This is a genomic window from Plantibacter sp. CFBP 8798, assembly GCF_014841195.1.
Classification (GTDB): Bacteria; Actinomycetota; Actinomycetes; order Actinomycetales; family Microbacteriaceae; genus Plantibacter; species Plantibacter auratus.
On sequence record NZ_JACYTS010000003.1, the window covers coordinates 653,238 to 672,262 of the forward strand.

Here is a 19,025-nt window from a genome sequence, read left to right on the forward strand (position 1 = left end):
GCGCCGAAACCGGGTTCCGTGAAGCGGCTTGACTCGCGGCGATCGGCCGGATTGCGACCGTCGCCGGTGCGACTCAGGCGGACGGTGTCCCGTCATCCGACGACTGCGCCCGCGAGATCGCCACCATCTCCTCGCGCGGCACCACCTTGATGCGGGCACGACCCTGTGGTTCACCGAGCGCGATCTCGTGCTGGTCGAGGAGGTGCCAGCCCTCGAGGTCCGTGTAGGCGACGCCACGCGACTCGAGCAGCGCGACGACGGCCTCCTCCTCGGGTTCCGCGGGCGCCCACCAGTCCGCCTGATCGTTGATGACGTGACTGATGGTCTCCATCGCGTCCGACTTCGTGTGGCCGATGAGGCCGACCGGACCACGCTTGATCCACCCGGTCGCGTAGACGCCCGGGACGCGCTCGTTGCTCTCGGGGTGGAGGACCTTGCCCTCGTGGTTGGGGATGACGCCGTGCCGCGAGTCGAACGGCACGCCGGGCAGCGGGCTTCCGAAGTACCCCACCGCGCGGTAGAGCGCCTGGATCGGGACCTCGCGGATCTCACCCGTGCCCTCGACCCCGCCCTGACCGTCTGGTCTCGTCCGCTCGTACCGGAAGGCGGCGACCTTGCCGGAACCGTCGTCGACGACTTCGAGCGGCTTCGCGTAGAAGTGCAGGTGCAGTCGGCGCGAGGCCTGGCCGGTCTCGCGCTTGCGCCACTGCTGCAGGACGCGGTCGATGACCATGACCTGCTTGTTGCTCGCCACCGCCGCCTTCGACGCCTCGTCGTAGTCGAAGTCCTCGTCGGCCAGGATCATGTCGACGTCGTTGAGTTCCCCGAGTTCGCGGAGCTCCAGCGGCGTGAACTTCACCTGCGCGGGCCCGCGACGCCCGAAGACGTGCACGTCGGTCACGGGCGACTGCTGCAGCCCCTCGTGGACGTTGGCCGGGATCTCGGTCGGGAGCAGGTCCTCCGGGTGCTTCGCGAGCATACGTGCGACGTCGAGCGCGACGTTGCCGTTGCCGATCACGGCGATCGACTCCGCCTCGAGCGGCCAGGTGCGGGGGACGTCGGGGTGTCCGTCGAACCAGCTCACGAACTCGGCGGCGCCGTACGACCCGTCGAGGTCGATGCCCGGGATGTCGAGCGGGGCGTCCTCGACGGCGCCCGTGGAGAAGATCACGGCGTTGTAGTGGTGCTTGAGGTCGTCGAGCGTGATGTCGACGCCGAAGCGGACGTTGCCGAAGATCCGGATGTCGCCTCGGTCGAGGACGTCGCGGAGCGCGTTGATGATCCCCTTGATACGCGGGTGGTCGGGCGCGACGCCGTAGCGGACCAGGCCGTACGGGGCCGGCAGCTGCTCGAAGAGGTCGATGGAGACGTCGAACTTCCGTTCCGCCTTCAGGAGGATGTCCGCCGCGTAGATGCCTGCGGGTCCTGCGCCGACGATGGCCAGCCTGAGCTTGGTCACGGTGGTTCCTTTCGTGTCCCCGTGCGGGGTTCCGGGTGCGGCCGGTTGAGCGCTCCGGCCGTCATGCATGCGCGTCTGGGATGCCGTGCCGCTCCGGTGGAGCGGCGCCGCCATCAACTCCTTCGGTCGACGATCGCCTTCGCGAAGTGCACGAGCGCCTTCTTGACCGAGCCGTCGGGCAGCGGTGCCAGTGCCGCGATCGCTTCGTCGGCCCACTGCCGCGCCTCGGCGAAGGTCCGCGCGGTCACGGCGTGGTCGCGCAGGGTGGCGACCAGTGCGGCGAACCGGACAGGGTCGTGGTCCGTCTCCGTGACCTCGGCGTCGAGACGGGCGACGAGGGCCGCGGCTTCGGGGTCGGCGACCGCCTCGCGGCGCAGGTAGAGCATGGGGAGGGTGACGACGCCGGCCCGCAGGTCGGTGCCGGGGACCTTGCCGGTCTCCTCGGGTTGCGGCGACAGGTCGATGACGTCGTCGATGAGCTGGAAGGCGATGCCGACCTTCTCGCCGAACTCGACGACCGCGCTCTCGTACACCTCGGGGGCGTTGGAGAAGATGACGCCGCTCCGGGCCGCGGCGGCGATGAGCGAGCCGGTCTTGTCGGCGAGGACCTGGATGTAGTGCTCGACCTCGTCCTGACCCTCGCGAGGGCCGGTGGTCTCGTGCAGCTGCCCCAGCACGAGGCGCTCGAACGTGGCGGCCTGGATCCGGATCGCCCGCTCGCCGAGGTCGGCCATGATCTGGCTGGCGCGCGCGAACAGGAGGTCGCCGGTGAGGATGGCGGTGTTGTTGCCGAACACCTGGTGGGCGCTGGGGACGCCGCGACGCTTGTCGGCGTCGTCCATGACGTCGTCGTGGTACAGCGAGCCGAGGTGGGTGATCTCGATCGCCTCGGCCGCCCGCAGGACGTTGTCGGTGATGCCGTCGCCGAGCTGGGCGATGAGCATGGTGAGCAGCGGGCGGACCCGCTTGCCGCCGGCCTCGAGCAGATAGCGCGCGGTGACGTCGACGAGGTCGTCGGTGAACCCGAGCTGCTCCTCCAGACCGATCTCGAGGCGGGCCACGCCGTCGTCGATGGTCTTGGCGAGCTTCCGGTCTGCACCGGTCGCGAACATGCGTTCGGCAAGCCCGGCCTGGCTGGCCAGGTTGCTGACACGGCGGGTCGCGCTGGGATTCACAGCTCTAGCCTAGCCGGGGCAGCCCGTCACCTGTGCCGGAGGACCGGAATCCACGGGCGCGATCAGGCGATTGGCAGCTGTGGTCGGACCACATGACTCGGTTCAGCGGAGTCGCACGCCCTCGGCGTCGTAGAACGCCAGATGCGGGAACTCGTGCGCGAGGTCGAGCAGCATCGAGTATCCGTCGGTGTTGAGCGGCGGCCAGGTCCAGGCGTCGACACCCTGGGCGGTCGGCAACGCGGCGCGGAAGAGGCCCGCTTCGACGCCGGTCCCGAGGTGTTTCGGCGGCACGACGACGAGGGCGATCCTGGCCGACGGCCCGGACGCCACGAACTGGAGCCGCGCACCGGTCGCGTCGTCTCGCACGATGAACTCACGGGTACCCGGGGTGTCCGGCGGGATCTCGGTGGTGTCGTAGCGCTCGTACGGCTTCGCGAACGCGGACTTCGCCCGCCTGGCGTTCAGGAGGATGACGACGAGCACGAGACCGACGATCGCGACGCCCCAGATCCACGGGCCGCCTGGCAGGGTGTCCAACATCCCACCAGTATGCCCGGCCCGCCTGGACGGCCCCGGGAAATGCGCCCTTCGACAGGCTCAGGGACCGGAAGGGGTGGCTCAGGGACCGGAAGGGGGAGGCTCAGGGGACCGGAAGGGGTGGCTCAGGGACCGGAGTGGAGACTCAGGGACCGGAGTGAGGCTCAGGGACCGGAGGTCAGGCGAGACCGCCGTCGACGGAGCGGCCGTACTCGATCGGCTCGTCGGGCACGAGGACCTCGGTGTCGCGGTTGAGGCTCTCCCCGCGGAAGAAGGGCCGCGAGGACTTCCGGCTGTACCAGAGCAGCATGAGCACGAAACCGAAGGCCAGCGAACCGACGCCGATGACGAACGTGCCGCCGACGCCGAAGAGGACCGTGTAGCCGTAGTCGACGTCGAACATGTCGATGCAGCTCTGCACGAAGGCGAATGTGAGCATGAGCGCCCCAAGGAGCGGGAAGAGGCCCTTGAAGAAGAAGTCCTGCGCGGAGCGGAAGAGCACCTTCCGGAAGTACCAGACGCACGCGTACCCGGTGATGCCGTAGTAGAAGGCGATCGCGAGTCCGAGAGAGAGGATCGAGTCCGCGAGGATGTTCTCGCTCACGAGCGTCATGCCGACGTAGTAGACGATCGCCACGATGCCCATGACGAGCGTCGAGAAGGACGGCGTCTTGAAGGTCGGGTGGACGGTCGCGAACCGTTTCGGCAGCGCCTTGTAGGCAGCCATCGCGAGCGTGCCGCGCGCCGTCGGGAGGATCGTCGTCTGCGTCGACGACACCGCCGAGATGAGCACGGCGACGACCAGGATCCACGCCCACGGTCCGAGCACGAGGTCCTTCAGCGCCAGGAAGATGTCGTTCGCGTTGTCCTCGTTGGCGAGGCCGGTGCCCGTGGTCCCGAGTCCGGCGTAGACCATGGCGGCGACCGTGACGGTGACGTAGGTGACCAGCAGGATGACCGTGGAGATGACCGCCGCGCGGCCCGGGATCTTCTGCGGGTCCTTCGTCTCCTCGTTCAGGGCGAGGCAGGTGTCCCAACCCCAGTAGATGAAGAGTGCGAGCAGCACCGCCTCGATGAAGCCGTGGTAATCGGTGAACGCGAACGGGTTGAACCAGTCGAGCGAGATCGGCGTCGCGTCGGGCGCGGTGCCGTTCGACGCTCCGATGAAGGCGAACACGGCGAACAGCACGAGGGCGAGGTACTGGACCGCGAGGAGGATGTTCTGGATCCGCTCCCCCAGCTCGATGCCGCGGTACGACACCCACGTCATGAGGGCGATGAACACGACACCGGTCGCGGTGACGAGCGGGACGTTCGAGGCGAGGGAGCCGTCACCGATGAGCAACCACAGGTACTGCCCCGCGATCTGTGCGAGGTTCGCGAGCACCACGATGCCGGCGAGCGCGACGCCCCACCCGCCGATCCAGCCCGTGACCGGGCCGAAGGCCTTCGTCGCCCAGGTGAAGGTCGTGCCGCAGTCCGGTACGTCGCGGTTCAGCTCGCGGTAGGCGAACGCGATGAACAGCATCGGGATGAAGGCGACGATGAAGGCGATCGGCGCCTGGGCACCGACGGCGAGCACGACGAACCCGAGCGTCGCGACGAGCGAGTACACCGGCGCGGTCGACGCCAAGCCGATGATCACGGAGCCGAAGAGGCCGAGGGTGCCGGTGGCGAGACCCTTGCCGCCGGTGGGTGATGCCGGCTGCGACCCGCGGGCCGTGTCCTGTGCTGTCATGACGGAACGGTAGGGCCGGGCGCACCCGTGTGTCAATGCTCCCGTTCGGGACCGGGCTACGGAATCAGTCGCGCCGACTCGCGGGAAGTGACGGGATCAACAGGTTCCACCCCTCGAGAATGCCGAGACGAACCCCGACGGTGTCGAGACTCAGGCCGGCCTGAGTCCGCGGTGTAGGGCGACGATTCCGCCGGTGAGGTTGCGGTACGCGACGTGCTCGTAGCCCGCTTCACGCAGCCAGGCGGCCAGCTCCGGCTGGCTCGGCCAGGCGCGGATCGAGTCGTTGAGGTAGGTGTACGCCTCGGCGTTCGACGATGCGACGCCGGCGACGAGCGGCATCACGCGCTCGAGGTAGAGGTTGTAGGCGGCGCGCATCGGGGCGAGGGTCGGCGTGGAGAACTCGCAGATGACGATCCGGCCGCCGGGCTTCGTGACCCGGAGCATCTCGGCGAGGGCGTCCTTCGGGCGGACGACGTTGCGGAGGCCGAAGGAGATCGTCGTCGCGTCGAACTCCTCGTCGGCAAAGGGGAGGTCGGTCGCGTCGGCCTCGACGAACTGGATGTCGGAGCGGTCGGCGTACTTGTCGCGACCCACGGCGATCATGCCGGGCGAGAAGTCGGCAGCCACGACCTGTGCACCGTTGCGTGCCAGCGCCGCGGAGGACGTGCCCGTGCCGGCCGCGAGGTCGAGGATGCGCTCACCGGCGGCCGGACCGACCGCACGAGTGGTCGCGATGCGCCACAGGGCGTCGTTCCCGACGGAGAGGACCGCGTTCATGCGGTCGTACTTCGTCGAGACGTCGTCGAACATGGCCGAGACCTGCTCGGGCTGCTTGGAGAGGTCGGCGCGGTTCACCCGTCCATCCTACGTCCGCGCCGCTGGGAGCCGGCCGTCCGAGCACGGCTCCCAGGCTCGCGCTCAGTAGTCGATGCGTCCGTGCCGGTTGTGGAACTCCCCGGTGGGACCGTCCGGACCGAGCAGGGCGAGCGCGACGGTCGCGTCCGTCCCCTCGGTCACCGTCTGATGGCCACCGTGTCCGTTGAAATCGGTTGCGGTGTAGCCCGGGTCGCTCACGTTCACCCGGAACCCGGGCAGGTTCTTCGCGTACTGCACGGTGAGTGTGATGACGGCCGCCTTCGACGCGGCGTACGGGATCGTCGGTACCGCGAACTCGTCGGCCTCCTCGGAGGTGAGGAAGCGGGGCCATCCCACTCCCGAGGCGACGTTCACGATGACGGGTCGGGACGATCGGCGCAGGAGGGGCAACGCGGCCTGGGTGACGCGGACGACACCGACGACGTTCGTGTCGAGGACGTCCTGCATCGACTCCGGGGTGAGGTCGTCCACGCCGAAGGACGTGCCGAGCACGCCGGCGTTGTTGACGAGCACGTCGAGCTCCGGGAGCGCTGCGAGCGCCGCGTCGACGCTCGCCTGGTCGGTGACGTCGAGCTGGACGGGGTGGGCGCCGAGCGCGGCGACGGCATCGCCGCGACCCAGGTCGCGCATGCCGGCGTAGACGGTGTGGCCGGCGTCGATCAGTCGGCGTGCGGTTTCGAGTCCGAGGCTCTTGTTGGCCCCGGTGATGAGTGTGGTGGTCATGGGTCCATGCTCCGCCCGGCATGGTCGGTCCGCCAGGCCCCGGTCGACAGGGGGACCGGCAGTACCAGGATGCGGACCGCCACCGGGGGCACAATGGCCGGATGGACGAATTCGCCGGCGTGCTCCGGGCCTGGCGCGAACGGGTCTCCCCTGCCGAGGTCGGTCTCCCAGCCGGCCCAGGAAGACGGACGGCCGGCCTGCGCCGCGAGGAGCTGTCCGCCCTCGCCGGCATCAGTGTGGACTACATCGTCAGGCTCGAGCAGGGTCGCGCCCGGAATCCCTCACCGCAGCTGCTGCGGGCCCTCGCGGTCGCACTGCGACTGACGGATCAGGAGCGCGACCACCTCTACCGCGTCGCCGGAGCCGCTCCACCACCGCCCGGGGTCGTCCCGCGGCACATCGGTCCGGGCGTGCAGCGCATCGTCGACCGGCTCGGTGACGTGCCACTGGCGGTCTTCTCCGCCGCCCACGACATCCTGCTCTGGAACCCGCTGTGGGCCGCGGTGAACGGCGATCCCTCCGCCCTCGTCGGCGACGATCGCAACCTGGTGTGGCGGCACTTCACCGCGGGGCACGACGGCACGGACTTCGACGAGCAGCATGAGGAGGAGTTCGCGAGCGACCTCGCCGCAGACCTCCGGGCTGCGGTCGGGCGCTACCCGCGGGACGACGAGCTCGCACGACTCGTGGCCCGGCTGCGATCGGTGTCACCCGAGTTCGAGCGGCGCTGGACGGAGGCCAGGGTCGCGGAGCACCGGGCGAGCCGGAAGACGGTCACACGGACGCCGGTCGGACCGATCACCGTCGACTGCGACGTCCTGTCCACGCCGGGCGGCGACCTGCGCATCGTCGTGTACACGGCGGCACCGGGCACCGAGGACGCGGCGAAACTCGCACTGCTCGGGGTCACCGGGTTGCAGACGATCGGGACGTCCGGCCGGTGAACGCCTCGCCGACGAGGCGGTGACCGACCCTCCACCCGTCGGGCTGCGGCGGGGAGGACCCCCTCCTGCGCGGGCGTAGGGTTGAACGGTGACCATTCCCCTGACCTCGTCACTGGTCGCCCAGACCGTCGCCATCGACGACCCGCGCCAGCTCCTCCCGTTCGCCGACCAGACCTCGCCGCTCCTCTGGGTGCGGAAGGGACACGGGCTGGTCGGACTGGGTGAGGCGCTCCGCCTGGAGTTCTCGGGCCCCGACCGGTTCACGCGTGCCGCGGCGGCCTGGCGGGACGTCTGCGCCGCAGCAGTGGTGACGGACGAGGTGCGTCGGCCCGGGACCGGCCTGGTCGCGTTCGGCACGTTCGCCTTCGACGACGAGTCCTCCGCGACGAGCGTCCTCATCGTGCCGCGCACGATCATCGGCCGGTACCCCGACGCGAGCTTCATCACGCGGGTCTCCCTCGGCGACGGCGCCGAGGACGTCGATCCGGTGACCACGGCCTACGGGCCCGAGTACCGCATCCAGCTGACCCCCGGCGTGCAGAGCCGCGAGGGCTACCTCGACTCGGCCGAGCGCGCCATCGCCCGCATCCAGGCCGGCGGCCTGAGCAAGGTCGTGCTCGCACGCGACCTGGCCGGGCACCTCCCCGCGGAAGCGGACCGCCGCCGAGTGCTCCACGACCTCGCCCTCGGCTACCCCGACTGCTGGACCTACGCGGTCGACGGCTTCATCGGCTCGAGCCCGGAGACGCTCGTCCGAGTGGATCGGGGTGCCGTCTCGGCACGCGTCCTCGCCGGCACGATCTCGCGTGGTCCCGACGCCGAGAGCGACCACGACCAGGCCGTCGCACTCATGACGAGCGCGAAGGACCAGGGTGAGCACCAGTTCGCCGTGCAGTCGGTGCTGACCGCCCTGCAGGCACACAGCCCCCAGTTGCGCCGCAGCGAGGCCCCGTTCACCCTCAAACTGCCGAACCTCTGGCACCTCGCGACCGACATCGACGGTCGGCTCTCGGACGGCTCGTCCTCGCTCGACCTCATGGACGGCCTGCACCCGACGGCCGCCGTCGCCGGGACCCCGACGCGCGACGCCGTCGCCCTCATCCGCGAGCTGGAACCGTTCGACCGCGGTCGCTACGCCGGTCCGGTCGGGTGGGTGGACGCCTCGGGTGACGGCGAGTGGGCGGTGGCCCTCCGCTGTGCGCAGATCGCGCCGGACGGTGACATCACCGCCTACGCCGGCTGTGGCATCGTCGCCGACTCGGACGCTGCGACGGAGCTCGTCGAGACGAAGATGAAGTTCCGTCCGATCGTGGAAGCCTTCGGCTGAGCCGAGGAACCTCGGCTCAGCTCGCCGCGAGTCGTGCCTGCTCGACGGCGATGTCGTAGTCGGCCGCCGGCCACTGCGGATCGATGTCCTCGAGGGCGTCGAGCAGCAACCGTTGGACCGCGATGCGCGCGTACCACTTGCGATCCGCCGGCACGACGAACCAGGGGGCGGCCTCGGTGCTCGTCCGCTCGAACGCCACCTGATAGGCGTCCTGATAGGCCGGCCACAGCTCGCGTTCGTCCACATCGCCCGGGTTGTACTTCCAGTGCTTGTCCGGACGCGCGAGCCGGTCGGCGAGCCGTTCCTTCTGCTCGTCGGCGCTGATCTGCAGCATCACCTTGACGATGCGGGTCCCGCTCGCGACGATGCCCGCCTCGAAGTCGTTGATCGCCCCGTACCGACGCTCGATCTCGTCCGGCTCGGCGAGCTGACGCACCCGACCGATGAGGACGTCCTCGTAGTGCGAACGGTCGAAGACGCCGATCTGACCGGGCTTCGGCAGGTGCGGCTCAACCCGCCAGAGGAAGTCGTGGGAGCGCTCCTCCTCCGTGGGCTTCTTGAAGGCGTGGTGGTGCACGCCCTGCGGGTCGACCGAGCCGACGACGTGCTTGACGATGCCACCCTTGCCCGCCGTGTCCATCGCCTGCAGGACGAGGAGCACCGCTTCCGGGGCTCCCTGCGTGCTCGCCGCGAAGAGTCGCTCCTGCAGCTCGGACAGCGCGGGCACCCCTGTGTCGAGCTCGACCCGGCCCTGCTGCTTGTCACCGTCGAAGCCCGGCGTCGATGAGGGATCGACGTCGGCGAGGCTGAACCCCTCCCCCACGCGCAGCGTGTCTCGGGGTGGTGCCGTCCAGGTCGATGCGTGCTTCGATGCCGTCATCCGCCCATTCTGGCTGCAGGTCGCTTCGGAAGTCGACCCCTGGCAGGACCGGCGGGTCAGGCTCGCGGCAGCGGGACCTCGATGAGGACGGGACCGGTCACCGGCGCGGTGAACGCCTGGTCGAGTTCCGTGCGCGTGCGGGCCGAGCGGTACTCCCACCCGTAGGCGGTCGCGAGCGACTCCAGCCGGACGTGCTGTGGCGTGTACTGGACGCGGTCGAAGAGCGCTCCAGGGGCACTCTGGGCGACCTCGAGCGCGTCGAAGATGGTGCCGCCCCCGTCGTTGCCGACGATCACCTGGAGACGCGGCACGACGCCGTCGTCCAGGAGCATCGCGCCGACGTCGTGGAGGAAGGCGAGGTCGCCGAGGAGCACCCGCGTCACACCTGGGCCTCCGTCGGCCTGGCTCGCCAGCGCGATCCCCGTGGCGGTGGCGATGGTGCCGTCGATACCCGCGAGTCCGCGGTTGGCGTGCACGCTGATCTTGCGGCCGGGGACGAGACCGTCGGCCACGCGGATGAGCCTCGACGCGCCGACGACGAGGCGGTCGTGCGGCCAGGTGGCACGCCAGACCGCGTCGACGAGGACCTCGCGGGTGACCGGGAGGCGGACGGCGTCGAGCTCTGCCCGGACGGAGGCCAGTCGCTCGGCGGGAGTCGTCGAGTGCAGCCCCTCGAGATCGGGGGCTGCAGGCGAGGGGTCCACCACCCGTTCGCGGGATCCGACGACCCAGGCTCCGAGCCAAGCGCGATCCGCGGGCCCCACCTCGACGGAGACGGAGGACACGATCCGGTCGGCCCGTCGTCCGGGGTTGTAGACCTCGGCTCCGGCCGGGGCGACGACGATCGTCTCGACCTGCGGCTGCTGGAGCAGGAGCGGGACCTCGCGACTGAGGGTCGGGTGGCCGAAGACGACGACCCGCTCGACGGCCTCGCGGTAGTCGTCCTCGCGGAGCAGCTCCCGGTAGGCGGCGATGACGTTCCGCCCGAACCGGGATCCGCTCGACACCTCCGCGATCAGCGGCCATCCGCCGTCCGCCGCGAGCTGCTCGGCGGCCGGGCCGGCATGGTGCCCGGCGACGACGAGGGTCCTGGGTCCGCGCTCGAGGACGAGATGCGGTCGCCCCGGGTAGAGCGGTGCTTCCGCGGTGGCGTCTGTCTCGACCGGGACGTCGGGGGTCGCCCCGGCGACGACCGGGTCGAAGCTGCCCGAGAGCGGCTCCCGGAAGGCGAGGTTCAGGTGCACCGGGCCCGGATCGAGGACGTCCGTCGCTGCGAGGTACGCCCGCTGGGCGAGATCGCGGGCGGCGCCCTGCTCACCGTCGGCACCGGTCGGGGCCTCGACGACCACGGCGAGGCGCGCGGCGAACCCGTAGAGGTCGTCCTGCTTCGTCGTCTGGTTCGCCCGGATGCCGTGCGCCTCGGCCGGCCGGTCGGCGGTGAGGACGATGAGCGGCACGCGCGAGTGATGCGCTTCGAGGACCGCCGGATGCAGGTTCGCGGTCGCCGTCCCCGAGGTCGTGATCACGACGGCCGGACGGTCGGTCTCGACGCCGAGGCCCAAGGCGAGGAAGCCGGCGACCCGCTCGTCGATGCGCACATGCAGGGTGATCCGTCCGGAGGCCGCCAGCTCGGCAGCGGCGAGCGCGAGCGCCTGGGACCGGGAACCGGGGCAGACGACGACGTCGGAGACACCCACGGCGACGAGCGCGTCGAGGAGTGCCCACGCGGACGCGCTGGCCGGGCTCGACGAGCGAGCCGAGCCGACGGGCTCGGGAGCAGCGGACGGGTTCACGAGGCGCTCGGGGCGCCAGGCGGTCTGCGGCCGGAACCGTCGTCGGGCGTGTCGGATCCCGGGGTGGGGTCGTCGTGCGTCGTCGCATCCGGGCTGTCGCCCGACTCGTCGTCGAAGCGGTTGAGCTCGTCCTCGAGGTCGCGGATACGCTTCGTCTGCGCTCGGTCGGCGTCGAGCTTCTTGAGGAAGTCGGGGTCGTCGTCCGGCGCTGAGCCGCGGGGCACGGCCTTCGGAGCGCGAACCCGGCCGATGATCCACCAGAGGACTCCGCCGATGACCGGCAGGAGGAGGATGGCGATGATCCACGAGGTCTTGCTGATCCCTCGGACGCGGTCGCGCGGCATCGTGGCGCAGTCAACCACCGAATACACGATGAAGACGACTGCCGCGACGGCGAGGCCGATCCAGAGACGAACCATGTCTCCATCGTAAACGCCAGGTGACGTGATTACCTGGGGTTGCCTTCAGGCGGGACGCCTAGACTTGTCTGGTGAAACGCGTTCCCGCCGCCGTCCGGTACACCATCCTCCGCCTGTTGGCGTTCGTGGTGCCGCTCCTGCTCCTCGTCTTCCTCACGGGTCTGCAGCCCTGGGTCGCCGCGATCATCGCCGCGATCATCGGACTCTGCGTGTCCTACATCTTCCTGCGCACCCCGCGGGAGACCGTCGCGCAGGAGCTCTACGCCCGTCGGCACGGCGACAAGCCGACGCCGCACGACGATGAGGACTCCGAGGACGCGGCGCTCGATGCGAGCGCGGCGGCACCGGAAGCGCCGTCAGCCGGCGATGCCGGGCGTGTAGAAGAACGCCAGACCGAGGATCACCCCGAACGCTAGCTGCACGAGCCCCGTCAGCTTGAGCACCAGGATCTGCTCCCTGGCCGTCGTGGAGAAGAGCACGATCACGCACGCCGGGATGGCGGCGAGCAGCGCGAACATGGTGAACCAGGCGATCGGGTAGAACAGCGCGAGGAACGCGGCGATGCCGAACGGCACGAGCAGCAGGACGCAGTAGAGCACCTTCGACGCGATCCGGCCGATGAACGTCGACAGGGTGCGCTTGCCGACCGCCTTGTCCTGTTCGAGGTCGCGGAGGTTGTTGACGACGAGCGCCGCGCAGGCGATGAGGCCCGCGCCGATCGCGCCGAACCACGCCTCTTGGTTCACCGTCCCGACCTGGACGAAGGTCGTGCCGAGCGTGGCGACGAGGCCGAAGAACACGAAGACGAAGACCTCGCCGAGCGCGAAGTACCCGTAGGGGCGCTTCCCGCCCGTGTAGAACCAGGCGGCGACGATCGCGACCGCCCCGACGAGGAGCAGCCACCAGAACTGGGTGAGGATCGTGAGGACGATGCCGGCCACCGCCGCGATACCGAAGAACGCCAGCGCGACGGTCAGGACCGTCTTTGGCTTCGCCGCGCCGGAACCGGTCAGTCGGCTCGGGCCGACCCGCAGGTCGTCCGTTCCGCGGATGCCGTCGGAGTAGTCGTTGGCGTAGTTGACGCCGATCTGCAGCGCGAGCGCGACGACGAGGCAGAGCAGCGCACGGACCGGGTGGTAGACCCCGGGGCCCGCGATGATCGTCGCGGCACCGGTGCCGATGAGTACGGGGGCGACGGCCATCGGCAGCGTACGGATTCGGGCCGCACCGACCCAGTCGCCGAAGGTCGCCGGCTTCGCGAGCGGGACCTTGCGACCGCCACCGCGCGCGGGGTTGCCGGATCGTCCACCGTTCGCGCCACGACCCGCCGTGCTGCGCGGTGCGGACGTCTTCTGCTGTTTCGGCGCTGCCGGCCGTGCTCCATGTGCCACGACGGCGAGTCTACCCGCGGAGCCTCGGGGCGGACGGCGTCACAGTGCGCCGGCGGCCTGGAGCGTCTGGAGGACCGCCGGAGCGATGTGCTCGGCGAACGCCGGGGTGAGGTGCACGCTGTCGTACTTCGTCGGCGTCGTCCCGGCGAACGCCGGGCAGACGCCATCCGCACAGCTGAACGGGAGCGACGACACGAAGCGCTCTCCGGCCGCTCCCGCCGCCGACTCGGTCGCCGCGGCGAAGTCGTTCCAGGCGGCGTCGACGCCGACGGCGCAGTCCTGTGGACTGGACACCCGCGAGTAGCAGGAACCGAGATCCGCACCGAGCGGCGGCGGCGCGAGGAACACGACGCGGCCCGGGACCTGATACCCCGCCGTCTCGGCGAGCGCCGACGCGACCATCGACGTCGTGTCGAGCGATCGGCCGTCGGTGGTGCGGCCTGCGGCGAACGCGTTCGAGACGATCACGAGGTCGGGCTGGTCCGCGGCGATGCGTTCAGCGATGTCGTGCTTGCGCGTCGGGCAGTCGTCCATGACCCCGGCGCCGCTGTTCTGGATGAGGTCCTGCGTGAAGCGGCACCCGTAGAGACCGATGGTGGTGATCCGCACCGCACCGCCGCTCTGGTCCGCGATCGCACGGAACGCCGGCGCGTAGGCGAGCGCGGTCGAGTCGCCGACGAGGTAGACGTGCTTCGGCGCGGACGCATCGCCCCAGGTGCACGAACCGTCGTCGGGCGTCGAACCCAGGTCGAAACAGGCCCGGGCGGGGTTGGTGCTCGAGGTCGCGCGGATCGCGTCGTCGAGGCTCGGCGAGAGGTTGTCGGGCCACGCAGAGGCCTGGCTCGCAAGTTGCAGCTCGGCGGCGATGCCCTGGAGCGGGTCTCCGGCCGGTGCCGCGACGGCCGCCGGTCCCCCGGTGGTCACCGGCATGCGGAGCGCGGGGCCGATGGCGATCACCGCGAGCCCGGCGACGATCACGAGTCCGACCGCCGAGTAGAGGAACTGGGAGGCGAACCGCTCGCGCCAGGCGGCCCAGGCGGCGTCCCTGGCGTCGCGGTCGCCGTGGAAGGAACCTACGAGTGGTGTGCGGTGCAACGGCTGCTCGATGAGCAGGAAGGAGAGCACCGAGACCCCGAGGATGAGCCCGAGCATCCCCGGGACCGTGCTGAGGGCGGTGTCGGGGACGAGCATCGGTACGAACACGAGGATCGGGAGGTGCCAGAGGTAGAGCGAGTAGGAGATCGCTCCGACGCCACGGCCCAGCGGGTTCGCGAGCGGGAAGATCCAGCGCGAGTACGCCGGGCCGGCTCCGGTCCCGGCGGCGATGAGCAGCATCGCGGCGGCGACGGGCGCGACCGCCCAGGGGCCGGGGAACCCGATCGACCCGGTGATGAGCAGCGCGGACGCGACGATGCCGACGAGCCCCGCCCACCCGGCGACCACCCGGAGCGCCATCGGCAGTCGGCCGAGGAGCGGCGCGAGCACGGCCAGGAGTGCGCCGGCCCCCAGCTCCCACACTCGCGCGCCGGTCGCGAAGTAGGCGGCCTGCGGGGCCGCCCCCGACTGCCACACGGCGACGGCGAACGAGGCCGCGATGAGGACGACGAGGACGCCACCGACGACGAGGCGCGAGCGCAGCACGGGTCTGGCTCCGCGGGCCGCGACGGCGAGCAGGACGACGAGCAGCACCGGCCACACGAGGTAGAACTGCTCCTCGATCGAGAGGGACCAGAAGTGCTGCAGCGGTGACGCGGCGTCCGTCGCGTGGAAGTAGTCGGTGCCCGACGCCTCGAAGCGCCAGTTCGAGACGAGCAGCGCGGCCGACACTGCGTCCCACCAGGTCGCGAGCGCCCGCGGCGCGTTGAAGAGCCACGACGCCAGCGCGACGGTCGCGGCCAGGACGACGAGCGACGCGGGCAGGATCCGCTTGATCCGCCGCCCGAAGAAGGCCGGCAGGGAGATGCGTCCGGAACGCTCGTGCTCGCGCAGGAGCAACCCGGTGATGAGGAAGCCGGAGATCACGAAGAACACGTCCACGCCCACGAAGCCGCCGGCCGGCCAGCCGGTCGCATGGGCGAGGATCACCGCGGTCACGGCGAGCGCCCGCATCCCCTGGATGTCGGCGCGGAACGCCGTGGTCGGCCTCGTGGGCGCAGCGCCCGTGTCGGTCCCCGTTGTCACCTGTCGTCGTCCCCCGGCTGCGGTCGCTCGTCGACACGCATGGGAGAGCATGCCCTATGCGACAACCGCCTGCAAACCGGCGCTCGCGGGCACGCGGAGGACGGGGTCAGCCCAGTCGTGAGCGGAGTGCGACGAGGTCGGGTTTGCCGCTCGCGAGCAGCGGCAGCTCGGTCAGACGGACCAGTCGGGCGGGGCGCGCCGGGCGGCCGAGCGCCTCCGCGACGGCGTCTCGGGCGGTCTGCAGCAGCGCGTCGTCCGGGCGCTGGTCCAAGGGGGTCCCGACCCCCGTCACGATCACGGACGCCTGGCCGAACCGCTCGTCGGGGACGGCGACGACGACGGCCTCGGCCAGCCCCGGCACCGACCGGACGACCGCTTGCACCCGGTCGAGGGAGATGTTCACCCCGCCGCTGATGATCACGTTGTCGGCCCGCCCGGTCACCCGGACGACGCCGTCGACGAGCTCGGCGGTGTCGCCGGTGCGGTACCACCGGCGGCCGCCGTCGTCCGGGAAGGCGGTCGCCGTGCGGTCCGGTTCGCCGAGGTAGCCCTCGGCAAGGACCGGTCCGGCGATGAGGAGCTCCCCGTTCACCAGCCGGGGTTCGACACCGGCGAACGGCACGCCGTCGTACAGACAGCCGCCGGAGGTCTCGCTCGAGCCGTAACTCCGCACGACGCGGATGCCGAGCGCCGCGGACCGCTCGAGCAGCGGAGCGGGGGTGGCCTGTCCCCCGACGAGCAGCCCGGCGAGTCCGGCGAGCGCGTCACGCACGGAGGTGCTCGTCTCGGCGGCGTCGACGAGCATGCGCAGTTGTGCCGGTACGAGGGCAGCGAATCCGGCATCGGCGTCGAGCCGCTCGACGAGTCCGCAGAACGCCCGGGCGTCGAACGACCCTGTCGGTGCCTCGAGCGGCCTGGTCCCGGCGACGATCGACCGGAGTAGCACGTTGACGCCGGCGATGTAGTGCGTCGGGAGCGCCAGGATCCACTGGGACGAACGGCGATGGGCCTCAGGGCCACCCAGAGCCACCGCGGAACCCGCCGCGCTGGCCAGGAGGGCCTCAGCCGAGAGGGCGACCCGCTTCGGCACGCCCGTCGAGCCGGACGTCTCGATCACGAGGGCCACCCGGTCGTCGACCACGGCCGGTGCCGCGGACGATCCGGGTTGCATCGGGAGGACCGCGGGTCCGGAGCCCTCGAGCGCCGTCTCCAGGGCTGCGAGCATCGCCGATGCGGACGCGTCGACGGGGAGCAGCTGACGGGTCATGGATTCAGCGTACGCCGGGTGCGTCGGCGCTCCGCCGACTCCTCGCGGTCAGGCAGCTCAGAACTGCCAGGGGAACGGAGCCCAGTCCGGCTTGCGCTTCTCCAGGAAGGCGTCGCGCCCCTCCACCGCCTCGTCGGTGCCGTAGGCGAGGCGGGTGGCCTCGCCCGCGAAGACCTGCTGGCCGACGAGACCGTCGTCGACGGCGTTGAAGGCGAACTTCAGCATGCGGATGGCGGTCGGTGACTTGCCGAGGATGGTGCGGGCCCAGGCGACGCCCGTCTGCTCGAGCTCGGCGTGCGGGACGACCGCGTTGATCGCGCCCGCCTGCAGCGCGCGCTCCGCGTCGTACTCCTGGGCGAGGAAGAACACCTCGCGGGCGAACTTCTGACCCACCTGCTTGGCGAAGTACGCGCTCCCGTACCCCGCGTCGAAGGAACCGACGTCGGCGTCGGTCTGCTTGAACCGCGCGTGTTCCCGACTCGCGATCGACAGGTCGCACACGACGCCGAGGGAGTGCCCACCGCCCGCGGACCATCCGGGAACGAGGTTGATGACGACCTTCGGCATGAAGCGGATGAGGCGCTGGACCTCGAGGATGTGCAAGCGACCGTTGCGCGCGGCGTCGATGCCGCTCGCCGTCTCGTCGTCCGCGGCGTCGTCACTCGCGTACCGGTAGCCGTCGCGACCACGGATGCGCTGGTCGCCGCCCGAGCAGAACGCCCAGCCGCCGTCCTTCGCGCTCGGACCGTTGCCGGTGAGCAGCACCACTCCGACCGTCGGGCTCTGGCGAGCGTGGTCGAGCGCGCGGTACAGCTCGTCGACGGTGTGCGGGCGGAAGGCGTTGCGCACCTCGGGGCGGTCGAACGCGATGCGCACGAAGCCGCCCTCGCGCGCGACGTGGTACGTCAGATCGGTGAGGTCCTCGAACCCCGGTACGACGTCCCAGATCTCCGGGTCGAACAGTTCGGACACTCGATCGCTCATGCGTCCAGCCTAGGCACTACTTCGGCTTGTCGAGGTCCGCATAGGGCTTGAGCGCCTCCAGGTAGTCGGCGCGGTCCGCCTCCTTCAGGAGCGCATACGAGTCGAGGTGCAGCTCGACACCCTCCGCCGCCATGTCGTAGTAGTCGACGTCGAACTCGCGGTCCTTCGCGACCGTGCCGGCCGAGTCGAGCGTGAGGTCGACGATGCTCGTCCGGAAGTCGCCGGCTCCCGTGATGGCGTTGTAGGTGTGCAGGTCCCACAGTGCCTGAGTGTCGAGGGTCTCACCGCCGTACCGCTCGGTGAGCTCGCCCGGCTCACGCCAGGAGGACGGTGCGTTCTGCATGTCGAGGTTCGCGATGCCGTACCGGAGCAGCACCTGCCGGATCAGCTCGACGACCCGCGACTTCTCCTCGAAGGTGCGCACGGTCGTCGTCGTCTGCCACACCGGTGCCGTGTACTCGAAGAGCATGGAGTCCCCGCCGTACCCGTTCTGATCGACCTCCGTCTCGGCGGGCTGTCGCTCCACCCAGTCGAAGCCGAACTCGGCGGTCAGGGCCGTCCGGATCTCCGCGAGCATCTCGTCGGACGTCCCGACGAAGTCCTCGTAGCTCGGCCCGTCGAGGGTCTCCTTCGCGTCGACGTAGGCGGATCCCGGGTAGGTGTCCCAGATCGGGTCGTGCTCCTCGTCGCCGCTGCCACCGGCGGAGGCACCATTCCCGGCCCGATCCGTGGAGAGACCGCCGACCGCCATCGCCGTGACGGGGTTGACGACGAGGATGAGCACCAGCGCCAGCACACCCCAGCGGCGCCGCACCTTCCGGCGGATGACGATGACACTCCCGATGAGCAGCACGATCTGCACGACGACGACGAGGACGAACGCCACGAGGATGGCCCAGGCACCCTCGCCGGGCCGGTAGCTCACGGCCAGCAGGACGGTGAAGAGGGTGACGGCCACCACCGCGCCGAGCAGGGCGAGCGGCGAGAAGGGAGGCGACGACACCCCGACTCCGCGCGCCGAGCTCGTCCCGCCCGGTCGGGGACGCACCGCCGGCAGGCGGGTGGGCCGCCGGACTCCGCTCGCCGCCGTCGGCCGAGATCGCCGCGGACTCGGGTTGCGAGGCGGCCGCGCGTGCCGCCGCCTTCCGTTGACGGCGCGACGACGGCTTCCGTGATGCGGGCTGCCGTGGCGTCCGTCGTCCTCGGGACCCCGGACGACGGAACCTTGCGGTCTCCGCCTCCAGTTCCTCGGGCGTGCGCTCCGGGGCGGCAGGCGCTGGCGCGCTCGAGGACACGGCTGCCGGCGGCGCTCCGGGGATCGGCGGGGCGTT

General features: G+C 70.7%; 17 protein-coding genes. 3 read left to right on the plus strand and 14 right to left on the minus strand.

From position 1 onward, the window contains the following. Window positions 1-73: 73 nt before the first annotated feature. From IFU30_RS15600 to IFU30_RS15625, 6 genes are all read right to left on the minus strand, one after another. A complete protein-coding gene (locus tag IFU30_RS15600) occupies window positions 74-1,459 on the minus strand; it encodes an FAD-dependent oxidoreductase (protein WP_079707009.1) in 1,386 nt (461 codons plus the stop codon). A 113-nt stretch (window positions 1,460-1,572) separates the two neighbouring features. After that, window positions 1,573-2,634, minus strand: coding sequence for a polyprenyl synthetase family protein (locus IFU30_RS15605; RefSeq protein ID WP_079706663.1), 1,062 nt, complete (start codon window positions 2,632-2,634; stop codon window positions 1,573-1,575). A 102-nt stretch (window positions 2,635-2,736) separates the two neighbouring features. After that, window positions 2,737-3,174, minus strand: a complete 438-nt coding sequence (locus IFU30_RS15610) for a hypothetical protein (protein WP_079706662.1) — start codon at window positions 3,172-3,174, stop codon at window positions 2,737-2,739. A 175-nt stretch (window positions 3,175-3,349) separates the two neighbouring features. Then, window positions 3,350-4,909, minus strand: a complete 1,560-nt coding sequence (locus tag IFU30_RS15615) for an APC family permease (protein WP_085514037.1) — start codon at window positions 4,907-4,909, stop codon at window positions 3,350-3,352. A gap of 150 nt (window positions 4,910-5,059) precedes the next feature. Further along, window positions 5,060-5,764, minus strand: a complete 705-nt coding sequence (locus IFU30_RS15620; protein WP_192005934.1) for a demethylmenaquinone methyltransferase — start codon at window positions 5,762-5,764, stop codon at window positions 5,060-5,062. Between the two features lie 63 nt (window positions 5,765-5,827). After that, a complete protein-coding gene (locus IFU30_RS15625) occupies window positions 5,828-6,508 on the minus strand; it encodes an SDR family NAD(P)-dependent oxidoreductase (protein WP_079706659.1) in 681 nt (226 codons plus the stop codon). 101 nt (window positions 6,509-6,609) lie between these two features. Between IFU30_RS15625 and IFU30_RS15630 the strand changes: the two genes are divergently transcribed. Both IFU30_RS15630 and IFU30_RS15635 read left to right on the plus strand, forming a co-directional pair. Then, window positions 6,610-7,452 (plus strand): helix-turn-helix domain-containing protein, encoded by an 843-nt coding sequence (locus IFU30_RS15630; protein ID WP_192005936.1) that lies wholly within the window; start codon window positions 6,610-6,612, stop codon window positions 7,450-7,452. A gap of 88 nt (window positions 7,453-7,540) precedes the next feature. Continuing rightward, a complete protein-coding gene (locus IFU30_RS15635; protein ID WP_342450878.1) occupies window positions 7,541-8,779 on the plus strand; it encodes an isochorismate synthase in 1,239 nt (412 codons plus the stop codon). Between the two features lie 16 nt (window positions 8,780-8,795). Here the strand turns inward: IFU30_RS15635 and IFU30_RS15640 are convergent, their stop codons facing one another. Genes IFU30_RS15640 through IFU30_RS20515 form a run of 3 tightly spaced genes read right to left on the minus strand, consistent with a single transcriptional unit; the run spans window position 8,796 to window position 11,871 of the window. Next, on the minus strand, window positions 8,796-9,659 hold the full coding sequence (locus tag IFU30_RS15640; RefSeq protein ID WP_191941804.1) for a polyphosphate kinase 2 family protein: 864 nt from the start codon (window positions 9,657-9,659) through the stop codon (window positions 8,796-8,798). 56 nt (window positions 9,660-9,715) lie between these two features. After that, window positions 9,716-11,452, minus strand: coding sequence for a 2-succinyl-5-enolpyruvyl-6-hydroxy-3-cyclohexene-1-carboxylic-acid synthase (gene menD, locus IFU30_RS15645; RefSeq protein WP_192005938.1), 1,737 nt, complete (start codon window positions 11,450-11,452; stop codon window positions 9,716-9,718). Beyond that, window positions 11,449-11,871, minus strand: a complete 423-nt coding sequence (locus IFU30_RS20515; RefSeq protein ID WP_085514031.1) for a PLD nuclease N-terminal domain-containing protein — start codon at window positions 11,869-11,871, stop codon at window positions 11,449-11,451. Before IFU30_RS20515 ends, menD begins: the two co-directional genes overlap by 4 nt. A gap of 71 nt (window positions 11,872-11,942) precedes the next feature. Between IFU30_RS20515 and IFU30_RS15655 the strand changes: the two genes are divergently transcribed. Next, on the plus strand, window positions 11,943-12,287 hold the full coding sequence (locus IFU30_RS15655) for a DUF4229 domain-containing protein (RefSeq protein ID WP_192005940.1): 345 nt from the start codon (window positions 11,943-11,945) through the stop codon (window positions 12,285-12,287). Here IFU30_RS15655 and IFU30_RS15660 read toward each other — a convergent pair. The 5 genes from IFU30_RS15660 to IFU30_RS15680 all read right to left on the minus strand — a co-directional run bounded on the left by IFU30_RS15660 (window position 12,228) and on the right by IFU30_RS15680 (window position 18,697). Continuing rightward, the gene (locus IFU30_RS15660) at window positions 12,228-13,262 is read right to left on the minus strand and encodes a 1,4-dihydroxy-2-naphthoate polyprenyltransferase (RefSeq protein WP_192005942.1); all 1,035 of its coding nucleotides are present in this window, start codon (window positions 13,260-13,262) and stop codon (window positions 12,228-12,230) included. The genes IFU30_RS15655 and IFU30_RS15660 overlap by 60 nt on opposite strands. 39 nt (window positions 13,263-13,301) lie before the next feature. Further along, window positions 13,302-15,443 (minus strand): acyltransferase family protein, encoded by a 2,142-nt coding sequence (locus IFU30_RS15665; protein WP_342450879.1) that lies wholly within the window; start codon window positions 15,441-15,443, stop codon window positions 13,302-13,304. Window positions 15,444-15,549: 106 nt separating this feature from the next. Beyond that, window positions 15,550-16,710: an AMP-binding protein gene (locus tag IFU30_RS15670; protein ID WP_192005944.1), complete on the minus strand. Its 1,161-nt coding sequence runs from the start codon at window positions 16,708-16,710 to the stop codon at window positions 15,550-15,552. A 57-nt stretch (window positions 16,711-16,767) separates the two neighbouring features. Continuing rightward, a complete protein-coding gene (locus IFU30_RS15675) occupies window positions 16,768-17,694 on the minus strand; it encodes a 1,4-dihydroxy-2-naphthoyl-CoA synthase (RefSeq protein ID WP_064294597.1) in 927 nt (308 codons plus the stop codon). A gap of 16 nt (window positions 17,695-17,710) precedes the next feature. After that, window positions 17,711-18,697, minus strand: coding sequence for a hypothetical protein (locus tag IFU30_RS15680; protein ID WP_192005945.1), 987 nt, complete (start codon window positions 18,695-18,697; stop codon window positions 17,711-17,713). Window positions 18,698-19,025: the final 328 nt, after the last annotated feature.

What these genes read in the sequence shown, in the direction of transcription:
- IFU30_RS15610 (WP_079706662.1), bottom strand. Translation starts at nt 3,174, where the DNA reads ATGTTGGACACCCTGCCAGGCGGCCCGTGGATCTGGGGCGTCGCGATC.
- IFU30_RS15615 (WP_085514037.1), bottom strand. Translation starts at nt 4,909, where the DNA reads ATGACAGCACAGGACACGGCCCGCGGGTCGCAGCCGGCATCACCCACC.
- IFU30_RS15625 (WP_079706659.1), bottom strand. Translation starts at nt 6,508, where the DNA reads ATGACCACCACACTCATCACCGGGGCCAACAAGAGCCTCGGACTCGAA.
- IFU30_RS15630 (WP_192005936.1), top strand. Translation starts at nt 6,610, where the DNA reads ATGGACGAATTCGCCGGCGTGCTCCGGGCCTGGCGCGAACGGGTCTCC.
- IFU30_RS15640 (WP_191941804.1), bottom strand. Translation starts at nt 9,659, where the DNA reads ATGACGGCATCGAAGCACGCATCGACCTGGACGGCACCACCCCGAGAC.
- IFU30_RS20515 (WP_085514031.1), bottom strand. Translation starts at nt 11,871, where the DNA reads ATGGTTCGTCTCTGGATCGGCCTCGCCGTCGCGGCAGTCGTCTTCATC.
- IFU30_RS15670 (WP_192005944.1), bottom strand. Translation starts at nt 16,710, where the DNA reads ATGACCCGTCAGCTGCTCCCCGTCGACGCGTCCGCATCGGCGATGCTC.
- IFU30_RS15675 (WP_064294597.1), bottom strand. Translation starts at nt 17,694, where the DNA reads ATGAGCGATCGAGTGTCCGAACTGTTCGACCCGGAGATCTGGGACGTC.